This is a genomic window from Aurantiacibacter aquimixticola, assembly GCF_003605475.1.
Lineage (GTDB): Bacteria > Pseudomonadota > Alphaproteobacteria > Sphingomonadales > Sphingomonadaceae > Alteraurantiacibacter > Alteraurantiacibacter aquimixticola_B.
Window position 1 is genome coordinate 875,510 of sequence record NZ_RAHX01000001.1, and the last position, 13,716, is coordinate 889,225.

A 13,716-nucleotide genomic window follows, 5' to 3' on the forward strand; every position below is an offset into this window, starting at 1 on the left:
AGACCTCCTGAGACGGGCCTTTTCAGTGCCCTTGCATCCTCAACCCGCGAGAACGCCAATCTTTCCTGCCCGTGCGGCTATTCGCCGAAAAGCCAGAAATGGTGCATGAAATACACCTCGCGCAGCAGGAACGGTGCCTTGGTGCGCCAGCTGCGATAGCGCGTGGTGGGCGTCGCGCTCGATTGCGCCGCAATGCCGAGTGTCTCCGCCATTTCCATCGCCCGGCGCATATGCAGCGGGTCCGAGACGATGATGGCGGTCTCCAGCCCCTCCAGGTCCATGATCGCCTTGGCATTGCGCAGGTTCTGCATCGTGGTGCGCGACCGGGTCTCGATCAGGATCGTGTCTGCGGGAACGCTCGCATCGCGCGCCACCGCTCCCGCCGCTTCGCTCTCGGCCAGCGCGTCCGCAGCGCTCCTGCCGCCGGTAAACAACAAATGTCCGACCCGGCCTGCTTCGTAGAGATCGAGCGCATGGGAGATGCGCTCACAAAATACCGGGCTTGGCTCGTCGCCGTGAACCGCCGCGCCGAGCACGATGGCGACGTCGGCTGTCGCGGCAGGATCTTCGGTCGGTCCCGCACCGATCCAGTAAGCGACCGCGCCGAACCAGCCGACCAGCAGCGGGAGCATCGCGCGGAGGAGCTTCGTCTTCACCGCAGCTTTTCGGCGAATGCTTTCACCGCTGCGACTTCGTCCGAACCCCACACCGCATTGCTCACCGCGAGGAAATCCGCACCAGCTTCGACCAGCGGTGCGCAATTATCCGGCGTAATGCCCCCGATGGCGACACAGGGAATCTCGAACAGGCCGCTCCACCATTCGAGGACATCGACTTCGGGCCGATGGTCGCTGGCCTTGGTTTCGCTCGGGAAAAAGGCACCGAAAGCAACATAGTCCGCCCCGGCCTCGCCCGCTTCCATCGCCAGGTGGCGGCTGGCATGGCAAGTGACGCCGATCTGCACGTCGCGGCCCAGCTCCTCGCGTGCCTCACGAATATCGCCGTCGCCCTGTCCAAGATGGACGCCATCGGCCTTCAGCCGCTTGGCGAGCGGAACGCTGTCGTTGACGATGAAGCCCACATCACGCGCGGCGCAGATTTCCTGCAACGGAGCCGCAAGCCGGGCGGCCTCGTGCTGGTCCACATCCTTCACGCGGAATTGGAAGGCCGTTGCCAGCCCTTCGCCCGCCGCCAGCGCACGATCCAGCCGGTCGGGAAAATCGCCGACCACGTCTAGCGGCGAGATAAGGTAGAGCTGGCAGTCCGCCATCAACAGGTTGAGGCGTCGTAGATCGCGTCGATCGCATCACCCAGCGCTGCATCGAATTCCTCGTCGGACATCTGCGCGCGCAGCTCTTCCAGCAGGGCGCGGCTGAAACTGGCGATCATGCCGGGGTTCTTCGACAGCTCGCGGCAGGCGTCCTCGCGCGAATAACCGCCGGACAGCGCCACGACCTTCAGCACTTTGGGGTGCTCGATCAGCTCGCGATAATGGTCCGCCTTCACCGGGATGGAAAGCTTCAGCATCACCTGCTCGCCTTCGGGCAGGCGATCCAGCTGCGTCAGGATTTCGGACTTGAGCAATTCCTCGCCCTCGGCCCGGTCCTCGGCCTGGATATTATATTCCGGCTCCAGCATCGGCATCATGCCGTGGGCGATGACCTGGCGGCCGACCTCGAATTGCTGCGCCACGATTTCAGCGATGCCCTGCGCATTGGCGGACTGAATCACGGAGCGTTCCTTGGTGCCGAAAACGCCCAGCCCCTTGGCCTTGGTCAGCAGATCGTCCAGCGTCGGCATCGGCTTCATCAGCTGAACGCCGTTCGCTTCGTCCTCCAGCCCCTTGTCGATCTTGATGAACGGCACCACGCCCTTGTCGATCAGCGCCTGCGGAGTGGGCCTGCCGCCGACTTCGCCATCCATCGTCCGCTCGAACAGGATCGCGCCGACCACCTTTTCGCCGCCGAAAGCGGGCGAGGAAATGATGCGGCTGCGCATTTCGTGGATCTTGCCGAACATCTCTTCATCGTTGGACCATTCGTCGTCCGACACGCCGTAACCGCGCAGCGCCTTGGGCGTCGATCCGCCCGACTGGTCCAATGCGGCGATAAAGCCGTCTCCGGCGGCGATCTTGGCGGTCATGTCGGCGGTTTTCATTCGATGCTCCCTATCGAATTTGTGTGGTTGCCGTGGCTCCTATGCGGGCGGTGATACGGATGCAAGTTGATGAAACACATCCACGGGGGCATGTGCAGATGGCGATGGCGCAAGCACATCGAGCGGTCTGTAGGAAAGCGAAAATCTTCGGGCCGAGGCCACCACGTTTGCAGGGAGAGAAATCATGACATTGAGCGACAGGCAGACGCAAATTTCGGAGGGCTGCGAGATCGATTTTTCGGACCTGAAGGCGGTGCTGTTCAACGCCACGCTCAAGCCGCCCGCAGAGGCATCGCACACCGACACGCTGCTCGATGTCGTGGAACAGATTTTCGAGCATCAGGGCGTTTCCACGAAGCGCCATCGCCTCTCCGCCTACAATCTCGCGCCGGGCGTCTACCCGGACATGACGGAGCATGGCTGGGAGGAGGACGACTGGCCGACACTAAGCCCCGACGTTTTCGAAGCCGATATCGTCGTTCTCGGCACGCCGATCTGGCTGGGCGAGAAAAGCTCCATCGCGCAGACCTTCATCGAGAAGCTTTACGCGCATTCGGGCGAGACCAACGACAAGGGCCAGTATCGCTTCTACGGCAAGGTGGGCGGCTGTGTCGTCACCGGGAACGAGGATGGCATCAAGCATGTCGGCATGGGCGTGCTTTATTCGATGCAGCATGTCGGCCTCACCATTCCCCCACAGGCCGATTGCGGCTGGATCGGCCCCGCCGGCCCCGGCCCGTCCTATGGCGATCAACAGGACGATGGCACCCGCGCCGGCTTCGACAACGAGTTCACCCAGCGAAACACCACCTTCATGGCGTTCAACCTGCTGCACGCGGCACGCATGCTGAAGGATGCCGGCGGTTATCCTGCGGTGGGCAATGTGCGCACCGAATGGGATTGCGGCGTTAAGCCGGGCTGGCCGAACCCGGAATATCGCTAGACATGTTCAGCCTCGCGTCACCCGGCCCGGTGCTTTCTGGCCGCATGATACGCGCCCTGCCCTGCTTCGCCGCTGTCGCCATCCTGTCCGCCTGCGCAACCACGCAGCAGGTGGCGCAGCCTGCCGGAAGCGCGATTGCGCTTGGCGAGAGTGTGGCGGTTGAGGAAATGTCGGTCACGCCGCTGCGCGTGGTCGAGGATTCCCGCTGCCCGATAAATGCGCGCTGCGTCTGGGCCGGGCGCTTGGTGGTCGAAGCGGCGATCCGAAGCGACGGGGTCGCCGAAACTCGCGAAATGACGCTGGGCGAACCTGAGTTGATGGGCGGGCAAAGCGTCCTTCTGTCGGAAGTGCTTCCCCGGCCGAGCACGCAGACAATGCCCGTCGCGCCTGGCGATTATCGCTTCGTGTTCACGAACGGGTCCAGCGACTGATCAGTGCGGCTTCTTCAGCGCCGCCGTCAGATTGATGGCGATGGAAATGCGTGTGCCGTCGCCATGGAACGGCCGCACCGCATGTTGCAGCCAGCTGGGAAACATCACGATCATGCCGGTCTGCGGGCGGACCGAAATCTCGCTCGCCATCGGCCTGCCGTTCGCATCGCGCATTCGCAGATCGGGGGCGTTCATCCGCACCATCGGCATGCGCGGATCGAGCAGCTGCAATTCCCCGCCAAGCGCCGGGTCGTCGCTACCCGCATAGCCATCGTCGACATAGGCGACGAGCGACCAGTAGCTGCCGGGATGCGTGTGATATTGGTTCGCATGGTCCTTGCCGCTGACATTCGCCCACAGCTCCGGGATCCAGCCGAAGCGGCTTGCGTCCGGCGACACCGCGTCCAGCGTCGCCTCGTCCGCCATGCCCATCGCCTTGAAGACGAGCGCCTTCGCCGCTTCTCCGCCCCATTCGAGCATGTCGGTGTTGGAATGCCAGCCGCCGAGATTGGAAATGCTCAAGCCATCCGGATCGCGCCCCCGCTCCGCCTCAATAAGCTCGCGCAGCATGGCAACACCCGCCTCGCTCTGCAGCCGGTCGATGACGAACGGCGTAGAGAAGAGATGGCGAGCGGTGGGCATTACGCGCTCAGAGCGGCAACGCCCGGCAGTTCCTTGCCTTCCATCCATTCGAGGAAAGCGCCGCCTGCGGCCGAGACATAGGTCATCTGGTCGGCAACGCCTGCATGGGCGAGCGCGGCGACCGTGTCGCCTCCGCCCGCGACCGAGATGAGCGAACCGTCCTGCGTCAGCGCGGCAGCCGTGCGTGCAAGCGCGACGGTGGCCTCGTCGAAGGGCGGCGTTTCGAATGCGCCGAGCGGACCGTTCCAGACCAGCGTGGCGCAGGTCTTGAGCACATCGCCCAGCGCCTCGACCGCCTGCGGGCCGATATCGAGGATCATCTCATCCTCGGCGACCTCATGGACGTTGCAGGTACGCAGGCTCGGCGGGTTGGCGGCAAATTCCTTCGCCACCACCACGTCGTAGGGGAGGTGGATCGTGCAGCCGGCCTCGTCGGCCGCATCCATGATGGTGCGCGCCGTGTCGGTCAGGTCGTGCTCGGCGAGACTCTTGCCGACCTTCACGCCGTTCGCGGCGAGGAAGGTGTTGGCCATTCCGCCGCCGATGATGAGATGCTGGACACGGCGGCTGAGATTTTCGAGCACGGCGAGCTTGGTGCTGACCTTCGCGCCGCCCACCACGGCAGCGACGGGCGGCGTCGGATTGCCGAGCGCCGCGTCGAGCGCCTTCAATTCCTTCTCCATCGCGCGCCCCGCATAGGCTGGCAGCAGATGCGCCAGACCTTCCGTGCTGGCATGGGCGCGGTGGGCTGCGGAGAAGGCATCGTTGACGTAGAAATCGCCATGCGCGGCGATGGCCTTGGCGAAGTCGGGATCGTTCGCTTCCTCGCCGGGCCAGAAGCGAGTGTTTTCGAGAAGACCGATATCGCCGGGGCCGAGAATGTCGATCGCCTGCGCGGTGACGGGGCCGGACACCTCGGGAATGAACATGATCTCACGCCCGATCACGCCCGCCACATCGCCCTGCACGAAGCTGAGGCTCATGGTCGAATGCCGCTCGCCCTTAGGCCGCCCATAATGCGCGAGAAGCAGCACTTTCGCGCCGCGATCCGCCAGTTCGAGAATGGTCGGCGCGACGGCGCGGGCTCTGGTGAGGTCGCTCGCCTGCCCGCCTTTCATCGGCAGGTTGAGATCGACCCGCACCAGCGCACGCTGGCCGGTCAGGTCGTCGGGCAGATCGTCGAGTGTCTTGAAATCGGGCATTTTGCGCTCCTTCTCCCCTACCGTGCACGGGAGGGGCAGTGAGACTTGGCAGCTTGCCTGCCTAGTCGCAGCCGGGTGGGCCTTGCAGGCCCATGCCCACCCCCAACCCCTCCCGCGAGCGGGAGGGGAGAACTGTTACAGAAACTTCGCCATCACGCCCGCGGTGTCGATCATGCGGTTCGAGAAGCCCCATTCATTGTCGTACCAGCTGACAACGCGCGCCAGCTTGCCTTCGAGCACCGCGGTCTCCAGCGAGTCTACGGTGGAGCTGGCCGGGTGGTGATTGAAATCGCTGCTGACAAGCGGCTTGTCGGTATAGTCGAGCACGCCCTTCATCGGGCCGTCGGCGGCGGCTTTCAGCGCGTCGTTCATCTCTTCCTTGGTGGTGTCGCGCTTGGGCGTGAACACCAGGTCGATCAGCGAGACATTGGGCGTGGGAACGCGGACGGAGGAGCCGTCCAGCTTGCCCGCAAGTTCGGGCAGCACCAGACCGACCGCGCGGGCCGCGCCCGTCGTGGTCGGGATCATGTTCTGCGCCCCGCCACGCGCACGGCGCATGTCGCTGTGCATCTGGTCCAGCATGCGCTGATCGTTGGTGTAGGAGTGGATCGTGGTCATGAAGCCGCGCTCGATCCCCACCGTGTCATGCAGCACCTTGGCCACGGGCGACAGGCAGTTGGTGGTGCAGCTGGCGTTGGAGACGATGACGTCTTCCGCCGTCAGCACATCATGGTTCACGCCGTAGACGATGGTGGCCGAGACGTTCTTTGCAGGGGCGGAGATCAGCACGCGCTTGGCACCCGCATCGAGATGCGGCTTGGCCGCCTCGTGGCTCTGGAAGAAGCCGGTGCATTCGAGCACGATATCCACGCCCATTTCCCCATGCGGCAGGTTCGCCGGATCCCGCTCATTGGTCACCGCGATGCGCTTGCCGTTCACCACCAGCGCATCGCCATCGACCTCTACCGTGCCGGGGAAGCGGCCATGCGTGCTGTCGAAACCGAACAGCAGGGCATTCGCATCGGTATCGGCGAGATCGTTGATCGCGACGAGATCGAGATCGTGATCGTCCCGCTCCAGAATGGCGCGCGCCACGAGCCGCCCGATGCGCCCGAAACCGTTGATCGAAACTTTCGTCGCCATGGGAAATGCTCCTGATTAGTCGTTGAGTTTGTTCATGATTTGCGGAACGATCTTGTCCGCGGTCAGGCCGAAATAGTCGAACAGGTCGCTTGCCGGGGCAGATGCGCCGAAGCGGTCGATACCGATATTGAGGCCGTTCGCCATGGTGTAGCGTTCCCAGCCGAAGGTCGTCCCCGCCTCGATGCTGACCCGCAGGATTTCCGATGGATCGACATTGGGCAGAATGTCTTCCTTATAAACCGCGTCCTGCTCATCGAACAGTTCGGTGCACACCATCGAGACGACATCCGCGCCGATCCCGTCCTGCTCCAGCCGGTCCGCGCATTCGAGCGCGAGATGCACTTCGGAGCCGGTTGCAATGAGGATGACGCGGCGCTTGTGGCCCGCTTTCTTGAGGCGGTAGGCACCGCGCGCGCAGCAGTCGACTTCGTCCGGCGCATTGCGGACTTGTGGCAGGCCCTGTCGGCTCAGCGCCAGGACCGTGGGCCGATCCGTCTGACGGAGCGCAATTTCCCAGCATTCGGCCGTCTCGACCGCGTCGGCAGGGCGCATGACGAGGATGTTCGGCATGGCGCGCAGCGATTGGAGATGCTCGATCGGCTGGTGCGTCGGCCCGTCCTCGCCGAGCCCGATACTGTCATGCGTCATCACGTAGACGACCGGCACCTGCTGCAGCGCGGAAAGGCGGATCGCGCCGCGCGCATAGTCGGTGAAGATCAGGAAGGTGCCGCCATAGGGGATGATGCCGCCATGCAGGGCCATGCCGTTCATGGCCGCAGACATGCCGAATTCGCGAATGCCGTAATAGACGTAGCGCCCCGAGTAGTTCTCGGCCGTCATCGCGCCGATGCCGCCCGCCTTGGTGTTGTTCGAGCCTGTCAGGTCCGCGCTGCCGCCGATCGTTTCGGGCAGCTTGCCGTTGATCTGATCGAGCGCCATCTCGCTCGCCTTGCGGGTCGCGACCTTTTGCGGGTTCTTCATCAACCCCTGGGTGTAATTGCCGAGCGAGAACTTCTCCGGCAGCTTGCCCGCCATGCGCCGCTCGAATTCGGCCTTGTGCTCGGAGGCATCAAGGCGGCCCTGCCATTCGCCATGCGCGTCTCCGCCGCGCTCCCCGGTGGCGCGCCAGTCGGCGAGAATGTCGTCGGGCACCACGAACGGATCGTGTTCCCAGCCCAGCTCCTTGCGCGCGGCGGCGATCTCGTCCTCGCCAAGCGGTGCGCCGTGGACCTTGCTCGTGCCACCCTTGTTCGGCGCGCCCTTGCCGATCACCGTCTTGCACGCCACGAGCGAGGGCTTGCCGGTTTCGGCGACGGCTTCGTCGATGGCGCGGCGAATGTCGGCAGCGTCATGCCCGTCGCACTGCGTCACGTGCCAGCCGGTGGCGCGATAGCGAGCGGGAATGTCTTCGGAAGAGGATAGCGACACCTCGCCATCGATTGTGATATTGTTGTCGTCCCACAGCACGATCAGGCGACCGAGGCCGAGATGGCCCGCAAGGCCGATCGCCTCGTGATTGACGCCTTCCATCAGGCAGCCGTCACCCGCGACGACCCAGGTGCGGTGATCGACCAGATCGTCCCCGAAAACGGAATTGAGATGCCGCTCCGCCAAAGCCATGCCCACGCCCATCGCCAGGCCCTGCCCCAGCGGGCCCGTAGTCGCCTCGACGCCATCCAAAAGGAAATTCTCGGGATGGCCCGCGCACGGGCTGCCCAGCTGGCGGAAATTGCGGATGTCGTCCATCGTCGGCGCGTCGTAGCCCGAGAGGTGAAGCAGCGCGTAGATCAGCATGGAGCCGTGGCCCGCGCTCAGCACGAAGCGATCGCGGTCCGCCCAGTGCGGGTCGGCGGCGTCGAATTTCAGATAATCGGACCACAGCACGGTGGCGACGTCGGCCATGCCCATAGGCATGCCGGGGTGCCCGGAATTGGCCGCCTGCACGGCGTCCATCGAAAGGGCCCGGATGGCATTGGCCATATTGGTAAACCGGGTCTGCTCGTCGCTCATCGAATGCTCCGTAAGGCGCGCCCGCGACAGGCGAGCGATTCGGTTGCAGCGGTGTGTGATGGGGGCGGCGGGCAAGGTCAAGCAGAGCACCGGGACGGGCGGTGGCGAAGGTCGGCCAGGCCGTGAGGATTATTCACAGCTTTCGCCGCCAAGGCTTTGCCGCAGCACGAAACACGCCTAATCCTGTGCTGCATGAGCGAGGACGCAATTGCAAAACGCGTGGACGCGGCGCTGGCGCGGATCGACGCGGCTGCCCGGCGGATCGAGCAAGCGGCCGCGGCTCCGCAACCGGGCGACGATGGTGAGCTGGCGAAAAAGCACGCCGCACTTCGGCGCGAAGCGGGCGAGGCACTCCAACAGCTCGACCGACTGATCGGGACGATCGAGGCATGAGCAATGTCACTCTCGAAATCGCCGGTCGCAAATACACCATCGCCTGCGCGGAGGGTGAGGAGCAACACATCGAGAAGCTCGGCCGCTCCATCGACACCAAGCTTGCCGCGCTGGAAGGACTCCATGGCCAGACGCCCGAACGGGTGATGCTTTACGCCTCCCTGCTGCTGGCGGACGAGTTGCACGAGGCGTCGAACGGCATGGCCGCACCGACGCCCCCCTCCGAACCGGCAGTGGATGCCCGGCAGGCGGAGGTGCTGGAAAAACTGGCCGACCGCATGGAAGATATTGCCATGCAGCTTGAGACTGGCGGCGCGGCCTCCTAAGTGGTGCATGGCGGGACTGCCCGGCACGAGCCGTTCGAATATCCCTGAGGCTATAAGCAATCCAAGGGAGCTGTCCCTGCCCGGCGCACCAGTTCGGCTGTGGCGTCGGTGCATATGGCGCCCACCTGACGTTTTGGCGTCGGCGGATTTCCCGGAAAACGACCCATGGTGGTCCCGCCACTTTCCCCTGCGCTACCGAGCCGAGGCCCCCCGCGTGACAGACATTTCATCCGAAAAGGCGGCTCTCAGAAAGCGCCTGCGCGACGTTCGCCGCGAGAATGTCGCCGCGCTTCCCCCTCAGGTGAGCGCGCTCGTTTTCCGGCGACCGCCTGCCTCCGTGCTGGAAATGATCCCGTCCGATGCGGTGATCGGCCTCTATCGCCATTTGCATAGCGAGGCGCCCGCAGCGGGTTATGCACGCTTTTTCGCGGAGCAGGGGCACACCATCGCCCTTCCCCGCGTCGGGGAGGATCGGACCATGGCCTTCCACGTCCACACCGACCCATTCGGCGAAAGCGACCTGGAGGAAAAACCGCCCGGCGTCTTGCAGCCCTTTGCCGATGCCAGGATCGTCTCGCCCGACGTGTTGATCGTGCCACTCATCGGCTTTACCGACCGCGGCGAAAGGCTCGGCCAGGGCGGCGGGTTCTACGACCGCTGGCTCGCCGATCACCCCGAAACGCTGGCGATCGGCCTTGCGTGGGACGTGCAAAAGGTGGACGCGCTGCCAACGGAGGCGCATGATCGCAAGATGTCGGCCATCATCACCCCCACCCGCATCTACGGACCATTCGCATGAGAACGGAACCTACCTGGCGCATTCCCGTCGGCATACTCGGCCTGTGCGCCGCGCTGACGGTGTATTCGATCCTCATCGCCATCTTCGTGCCGCCACTCATCGAGGCGTGGCACAATATCGCGCAGATGCTGGTCTACCTCATCCTCGGCATCGTCTGGCTGCTGCCGCTGCGCAACTTCCTGATCTGGATGGAAACGGGCCGCTGGGGTTGAGCGTTGGGGCACCATGCCCGAACTTCCCGAAGCCGACGCCAATCGCCGCCGCATCGCCGAGCAATGCCTCAACCGCACGATAGAGGCAGTCGAGCTGGGCGACGATATCGAGCATGTCGAACTGCCCGGCGACAATGAGCGCCAGCGACTGGTCGGGCGGCAATTCACCGAGACACATCGCCACGGCAAGCTGATCTTCGCAGGATCGCAGACCGGACCGTGGATCTGCGTGCATCTGGGCATGACCGGTAAGCTGCTGCCCTTCGATGCCGATGAGCGGGACGCGCCCGAATACACGAAGTTTCTCATCAGGTTCGAAGGCGAGCGGCGGCTAGCCTGGCGTTGCCCACGCAAGCTCGGCTGGGTGCGCGTGGTGAATTCCCCGGACGAGGAAATCGAGCGCATTGGATTCGGGCCGGACGCGCTCGAAATTTCGGAGGGCGATTTTGCCGAGGTGATCGGCGGGACCAACGGATCGATCAAGGGTGCCCTGATGTCGCAGCAGAAGCTGGCGGGGATTGGCAATCTCTGGTCGGACGAAATCCTGTTCCAGACAGGCGTGCATCCCGAAACGACGGCGAGCGAGCTATCCGAAGACACGCTCTCCACCATGTTCGACAAGATGCGCAAGGTGCTGACGGGCGTGTGCGACGTGAACGCGCATTACAGCGAATTGCCGCGCACATGGTTGATAGCCGATCGCAAGGACGGCGCGGACTGCCCGCGCTGCGACGGGACGATCAAAAAAACGAAAGTCAGTGGCCGAAGCGCCTATTGGTGCGACAGCCATCAGGCTTCGGATTGAAGGAAAGTCCCAAGTGGCGCGAGTGACGGGACTCGAACCCGCGACCCTCGGCGTGACAGGCCGATACTCTAACCAACTGAGCTACACCCGCGCATCTAAGCGGCTCTAGCGCCTCTTGGGAGCCGCGCATCTAGTGGAGCACCTATACGCTGTCAACACGCCTTGCGCCGCTTTTCGAACCCTTTTTCCTACCCTGCCAAAATCGTGGCCGGAGCCTCTATCCGCTTCTTCACTTCCTGCACGAAAGCGGCGGCATCGTAGCCGTCGACGACGCGGTGATCGCAGCTGATCGAGATGTTCATCAGCTTGCGTTTGGCGATCGTCTCCCCGCCTTTGCCGTCCGGCACAAACATCGGCCGTTCGACGATGCGATTCGGGCCGATAATGGCGACTTCGGGTCGGTTGATGACAGGCGTGGTGGCGACGCCGCCGAGCGGGCCGAGCGAGGTGACGGTAAGCGTGGAGCCGGAAAGCTCTTCCGATTTCGCACTGCCATCGCGCGCGGCCTCGGCCAGGCGGACGATCTCGGTCGCCAGTTGCCAGAGGTTCTTCGCCTGCGCGTCGCGGATGAGGGGGACCATAAGGCCGTTATCGGTCATGGTCGCCATGCCGAGATGCACCGAGCCGTGGCGGGTGACGACCTTCGCCTCGTCATCGTAACGGGCGTTTATCATCGGGAAATCGGGGAGCGTCTTGCAGATCGCAGTAATCAGCAGCGGCAGCATGGTGAGCTTGGGCTTATCGCCCTTGTTCGCATTCAGCTGCGCGCGGGTTTCCTCGAGAGCGGTGACGTCACATTCCTCGACATAGGTGAAATGCGGAATGTTGCGCTTGGCCGCAGCCATGTTCTCGGCAATGCGCTTCCTGAGGCCGATGACCTTGATCTGCTCGTCCGAACGGGTGGGCGCGGAGCCGGAATAGCCGCCGGAATAGGCGATGAAGCTGTCGAGATCGGCATGGCGAACGCGGCCGTCCTCATGCGGCTTCACCTGCGCGAGGTCGATGCCGAGATCCTGCGCGCGCTTGCGAACGGCGGGACTGGCGAGAACCTTTGCGCTGGCCGGAGCGGGCGCCTGTGTCGGCTCGGTAACGGGCGGCGGGGTCGGCTCGGGAGCCTTTTCCGCCGCATCTTCCTGATCGCTCGCATCGGGCGTTTCCACCTCGATGCGCTTCTCGACCTCGGGATCCTTCGGCGCGGGCGCTTCGTCCTGGTCTACCTGCTCGACATCGTCGGGCACTTCGCCTTCAACCTCGACTACGATCAGCGGACTGCCGATCGCGACCATGTCGCCCGCTTCGCCGGCGACTTCCAGGATCTTGCCGGTAACGGGGCTTTCCAGCGGCACGGTCGCCTTGTCCGTCATCATGTCGACGAATTCCTCGTCCTCTTCGATGCGGTCGCCGACCTTCTTGTGCCAGGCGACGATCTCCGCCTCGGTGATGCCTTCGCCGATATCCGGCATGGGGAAGGTGAACTTTGCCATCAGGCGTTTCCTCTCTTCATCGTCATTGCGAGGAGCCGCAGGCGACGCGGCAATCCAGTTACAACGGGACTGGATTGCGTCGCTCCGCTCACAATGACGCAAATGGTCGGCATCACTCGCTCAAAATTGTGTCGATGGCCTCGCCGATGCGGACGGGACCGGGAAAATACGCCCATTCGAGGCTGTGCGGATAGGGTGTGTCGAAGCCGGTCACGCGCTCGACCGGGGCTTCGAGATGGTAGAAACAGCGTTCGGTGACCAGCGCCGAAAGCTCCGCACCGAAACCGGATGTGCGCGTCGCTTCATGCACGATGAGGCAGCGGCCGGTCTTCTTCACCGACGCCTCGATCGCCTCGATATCGAGCGGGACGAGCGTGCGCAGGTCGATGATGTCGGCCTCCACGCCCTTCTGCTCGCACACGGCCTGAGCGACGTGGACCATGGTGCCGTATGTCAGCACGGTCAGCTCCTCGCCTTCCGTCACGGTGCGCGCCTTGCCGAGCGGGATCTTGTAGTAGCCTTCCGGCACCTGCGCGTCCTCGCGGCCCTTCCAGCTCTTGGCGGGCTTGTCGTAAAAGCCGTCGAACGGGCCGTTATAGATGCGCTTGGGCTCGAAGAAGATCGTCGGATCGTTGTCCTCGATACAGCTGATGAGCAGGCCTTTCGCGTCGTAGGGCGTGGCCGGGATCACCGTCTTAAGGCCGGAGACATGGGTGAAGATCGCCTCCGGGCTTTGCGAATGGGTCTGCCCGCCGAAAATGCCGCCGCCGAAGGGCGAGCGTACCGTCATCGGCGCGATGAATTCACCGGCCGAGCGGTAACGCAGCCGCGCCGCTTCGCTGATGAGCTGATCCAGCCCGGGATAGATGTAATCGGCGAACTGGATTTCGGGCACCGGGCGCAGGCCATAAGCGCCCATGCCCACGGCCACGCCGATGATGCCGCATTCGGAAATCGGCGTGTCGAACACGCGGGTCTTGCCGTATTTCTCCTGCAGGCCGGCCGTGCAGCGGAAGACGCCGCCGAAATAGCCGATATCTTCGCCCAGCAGGATGACGTCTTCATCGCGGCCAAGCATCACATCGAGCGCGGAATTGATCGCCTCGATCATGTTCATGTGCTTGGCCTCGCCGCCATCGATGGCGGGTGCGGTATCGGTCATCGCCTCG

16 protein-coding genes and 1 tRNA gene are annotated in these 13,716 nt (G+C 63.9%); 7 read left to right on the top strand and 10 right to left on the bottom strand.

The window, feature by feature from the left end:
* Nucleotides 1-77 precede the first annotated feature (77 nt).
* Genes D6201_RS04415 through D6201_RS04425 form a run of 3 tightly spaced genes read right to left on the bottom strand, consistent with a single transcriptional unit; the run spans nucleotide 78 to nucleotide 2,157 of the window.
* Nucleotides 78-656 (bottom strand): YdcF family protein, encoded by a 579-nt coding sequence (locus D6201_RS04415; RefSeq protein ID WP_199798173.1) that lies wholly within the window; start codon nucleotides 654-656, stop codon nucleotides 78-80.
* Nucleotides 653-1,270, bottom strand: coding sequence for a thiamine phosphate synthase (gene thiE, locus D6201_RS04420; protein ID WP_193725689.1), 618 nt, complete (start codon nucleotides 1,268-1,270; stop codon nucleotides 653-655). Before thiE ends, D6201_RS04415 begins: the two co-directional genes overlap by 4 nt.
* The gene (locus D6201_RS04425) at nucleotides 1,270-2,157 is read right to left on the bottom strand and encodes a fructose bisphosphate aldolase (protein ID WP_120047715.1); all 888 of its coding nucleotides are present in this window, start codon (nucleotides 2,155-2,157) and stop codon (nucleotides 1,270-1,272) included. The genes thiE and D6201_RS04425 overlap by 1 nt, the downstream gene beginning before the upstream one ends.
* A gap of 184 nt (nucleotides 2,158-2,341) precedes the next feature.
* On the opposite strand from D6201_RS04425, the gene D6201_RS04430 reads away from it, so the two are divergent.
* Together D6201_RS04430 and D6201_RS04435 are read left to right on the top strand one after the other, a co-directional pair.
* Nucleotides 2,342-3,100, top strand: coding sequence for a flavodoxin family protein (locus D6201_RS04430; RefSeq protein ID WP_120047716.1), 759 nt, complete (start codon nucleotides 2,342-2,344; stop codon nucleotides 3,098-3,100).
* Nucleotides 3,101-3,102: 2 nt separating this feature from the next.
* On the top strand, nucleotides 3,103-3,531 hold the full coding sequence (locus D6201_RS04435) for a hypothetical protein (protein ID WP_120047717.1): 429 nt from the start codon (nucleotides 3,103-3,105) through the stop codon (nucleotides 3,529-3,531).
* Here the strand turns inward: D6201_RS04435 and D6201_RS04440 are convergent, their stop codons facing one another.
* The 4 genes from D6201_RS04440 to tkt all read right to left on the bottom strand — a co-directional run bounded on the left by D6201_RS04440 (nucleotide 3,532) and on the right by tkt (nucleotide 8,528).
* Nucleotides 3,532-4,173 (bottom strand): 2OG-Fe(II) oxygenase family protein, encoded by a 642-nt coding sequence (locus D6201_RS04440; RefSeq protein WP_120047718.1) that lies wholly within the window; start codon nucleotides 4,171-4,173, stop codon nucleotides 3,532-3,534.
* Nucleotides 4,173-5,375: a phosphoglycerate kinase gene (locus D6201_RS04445; RefSeq protein ID WP_120047719.1), complete on the bottom strand. Its 1,203-nt coding sequence runs from the start codon at nucleotides 5,373-5,375 to the stop codon at nucleotides 4,173-4,175. The genes D6201_RS04440 and D6201_RS04445 overlap by 1 nt, the downstream gene beginning before the upstream one ends.
* Before the next feature lie 135 nt (nucleotides 5,376-5,510).
* Nucleotides 5,511-6,518 carry a type I glyceraldehyde-3-phosphate dehydrogenase gene (gene gap, locus D6201_RS04450; protein ID WP_120047720.1) on the bottom strand — a complete coding sequence of 336 codons (1,008 nt, stop codon included), beginning with the start codon at nucleotides 6,516-6,518 and terminating at the stop codon, nucleotides 5,511-5,513.
* A gap of 15 nt (nucleotides 6,519-6,533) precedes the next feature.
* On the bottom strand, nucleotides 6,534-8,528 hold the full coding sequence (tkt, locus tag D6201_RS04455) for a transketolase (RefSeq protein ID WP_120047721.1): 1,995 nt from the start codon (nucleotides 8,526-8,528) through the stop codon (nucleotides 6,534-6,536).
* 192 nt (nucleotides 8,529-8,720) lie between these two features.
* Here tkt and D6201_RS04460 point away from each other — a divergent pair, with 192 nt between their 5' ends.
* The 5 genes from D6201_RS04460 to D6201_RS04480 all read left to right on the top strand — a co-directional run bounded on the left by D6201_RS04460 (nucleotide 8,721) and on the right by D6201_RS04480 (nucleotide 11,063).
* Nucleotides 8,721-8,921, top strand: coding sequence for a hypothetical protein (locus D6201_RS04460; RefSeq protein WP_120047722.1), 201 nt, complete (start codon nucleotides 8,721-8,723; stop codon nucleotides 8,919-8,921).
* Nucleotides 8,918-9,247, top strand: coding sequence for a cell division protein ZapA (locus tag D6201_RS04465; protein WP_120047723.1), 330 nt, complete (start codon nucleotides 8,918-8,920; stop codon nucleotides 9,245-9,247). Before D6201_RS04460 ends, D6201_RS04465 begins: the two co-directional genes overlap by 4 nt.
* A gap of 214 nt (nucleotides 9,248-9,461) precedes the next feature.
* Complete coding sequence (locus D6201_RS04470) at nucleotides 9,462-10,046, top strand: 5-formyltetrahydrofolate cyclo-ligase (protein ID WP_242447422.1); 585 nt, start codon at nucleotides 9,462-9,464, stop codon at nucleotides 10,044-10,046.
* Entirely contained in the window at nucleotides 10,043-10,258 is a 216-nt protein-coding gene (locus D6201_RS04475) for a DUF2842 domain-containing protein (protein WP_120047725.1), read from the top strand. Before D6201_RS04470 ends, D6201_RS04475 begins: the two co-directional genes overlap by 4 nt.
* Nucleotides 10,259-10,271: 13 nt before the next feature.
* Nucleotides 10,272-11,063, top strand: coding sequence for a DNA-formamidopyrimidine glycosylase family protein (locus D6201_RS04480; protein ID WP_120047726.1), 792 nt, complete (start codon nucleotides 10,272-10,274; stop codon nucleotides 11,061-11,063).
* Nucleotides 11,064-11,077: 14 nt separating this feature from the next.
* Here D6201_RS04480 and D6201_RS04485 read toward each other — a convergent pair.
* From D6201_RS04485 to D6201_RS04495, 3 genes are all read right to left on the bottom strand, one after another.
* Nucleotides 11,078-11,154: transfer RNA gene (locus D6201_RS04485), tRNA-Asp, on the bottom strand.
* 97 nt (nucleotides 11,155-11,251) lie between these two features.
* On the bottom strand, nucleotides 11,252-12,547 hold the full coding sequence (locus D6201_RS04490) for a dihydrolipoamide acetyltransferase family protein (protein WP_120047727.1): 1,296 nt from the start codon (nucleotides 12,545-12,547) through the stop codon (nucleotides 11,252-11,254).
* Nucleotides 12,548-12,659: 112 nt separating this feature from the next.
* Complete coding sequence (locus D6201_RS04495) at nucleotides 12,660-13,709, bottom strand: alpha-ketoacid dehydrogenase subunit beta (protein WP_120049199.1); 1,050 nt, start codon at nucleotides 13,707-13,709, stop codon at nucleotides 12,660-12,662.
* Between the last annotated feature and the right edge of the window lie 7 nt (nucleotides 13,710-13,716).

What these genes read in the sequence shown, in the direction of transcription:
- thiE (WP_193725689.1), bottom strand. Translation starts at nt 1,270, where the DNA reads ATGGCGGACTGCCAGCTCTACCTTATCTCGCCGCTAGACGTGGTCGGC.
- D6201_RS04425 (WP_120047715.1), bottom strand. Translation starts at nt 2,157, where the DNA reads ATGAAAACCGCCGACATGACCGCCAAGATCGCCGCCGGAGACGGCTTT.
- D6201_RS04430 (WP_120047716.1), top strand. Translation starts at nt 2,342, where the DNA reads ATGACATTGAGCGACAGGCAGACGCAAATTTCGGAGGGCTGCGAGATC.
- D6201_RS04435 (WP_120047717.1), top strand. Translation starts at nt 3,103, where the DNA reads ATGTTCAGCCTCGCGTCACCCGGCCCGGTGCTTTCTGGCCGCATGATA.
- D6201_RS04440 (WP_120047718.1), bottom strand. Translation starts at nt 4,173, where the DNA reads ATGCCCACCGCTCGCCATCTCTTCTCTACGCCGTTCGTCATCGACCGG.
- D6201_RS04445 (WP_120047719.1), bottom strand. Translation starts at nt 5,375, where the DNA reads ATGCCCGATTTCAAGACACTCGACGATCTGCCCGACGACCTGACCGGC.
- gap (WP_120047720.1), bottom strand. Translation starts at nt 6,518, where the DNA reads ATGGCGACGAAAGTTTCGATCAACGGTTTCGGGCGCATCGGGCGGCTC.
- tkt (WP_120047721.1), bottom strand. Translation starts at nt 8,528, where the DNA reads ATGAGCGACGAGCAGACCCGGTTTACCAATATGGCCAATGCCATCCGG.
- D6201_RS04460 (WP_120047722.1), top strand. Translation starts at nt 8,721, where the DNA reads ATGAGCGAGGACGCAATTGCAAAACGCGTGGACGCGGCGCTGGCGCGG.
- D6201_RS04465 (WP_120047723.1), top strand. Translation starts at nt 8,918, where the DNA reads ATGAGCAATGTCACTCTCGAAATCGCCGGTCGCAAATACACCATCGCC.
- D6201_RS04475 (WP_120047725.1), top strand. Translation starts at nt 10,043, where the DNA reads ATGAGAACGGAACCTACCTGGCGCATTCCCGTCGGCATACTCGGCCTG.
- D6201_RS04480 (WP_120047726.1), top strand. Translation starts at nt 10,272, where the DNA reads ATGCCCGAACTTCCCGAAGCCGACGCCAATCGCCGCCGCATCGCCGAG.
- D6201_RS04490 (WP_120047727.1), bottom strand. Translation starts at nt 12,547, where the DNA reads ATGGCAAAGTTCACCTTCCCCATGCCGGATATCGGCGAAGGCATCACC.
- D6201_RS04495 (WP_120049199.1), bottom strand. Translation starts at nt 13,709, where the DNA reads ATGACCGATACCGCACCCGCCATCGATGGCGGCGAGGCCAAGCACATG.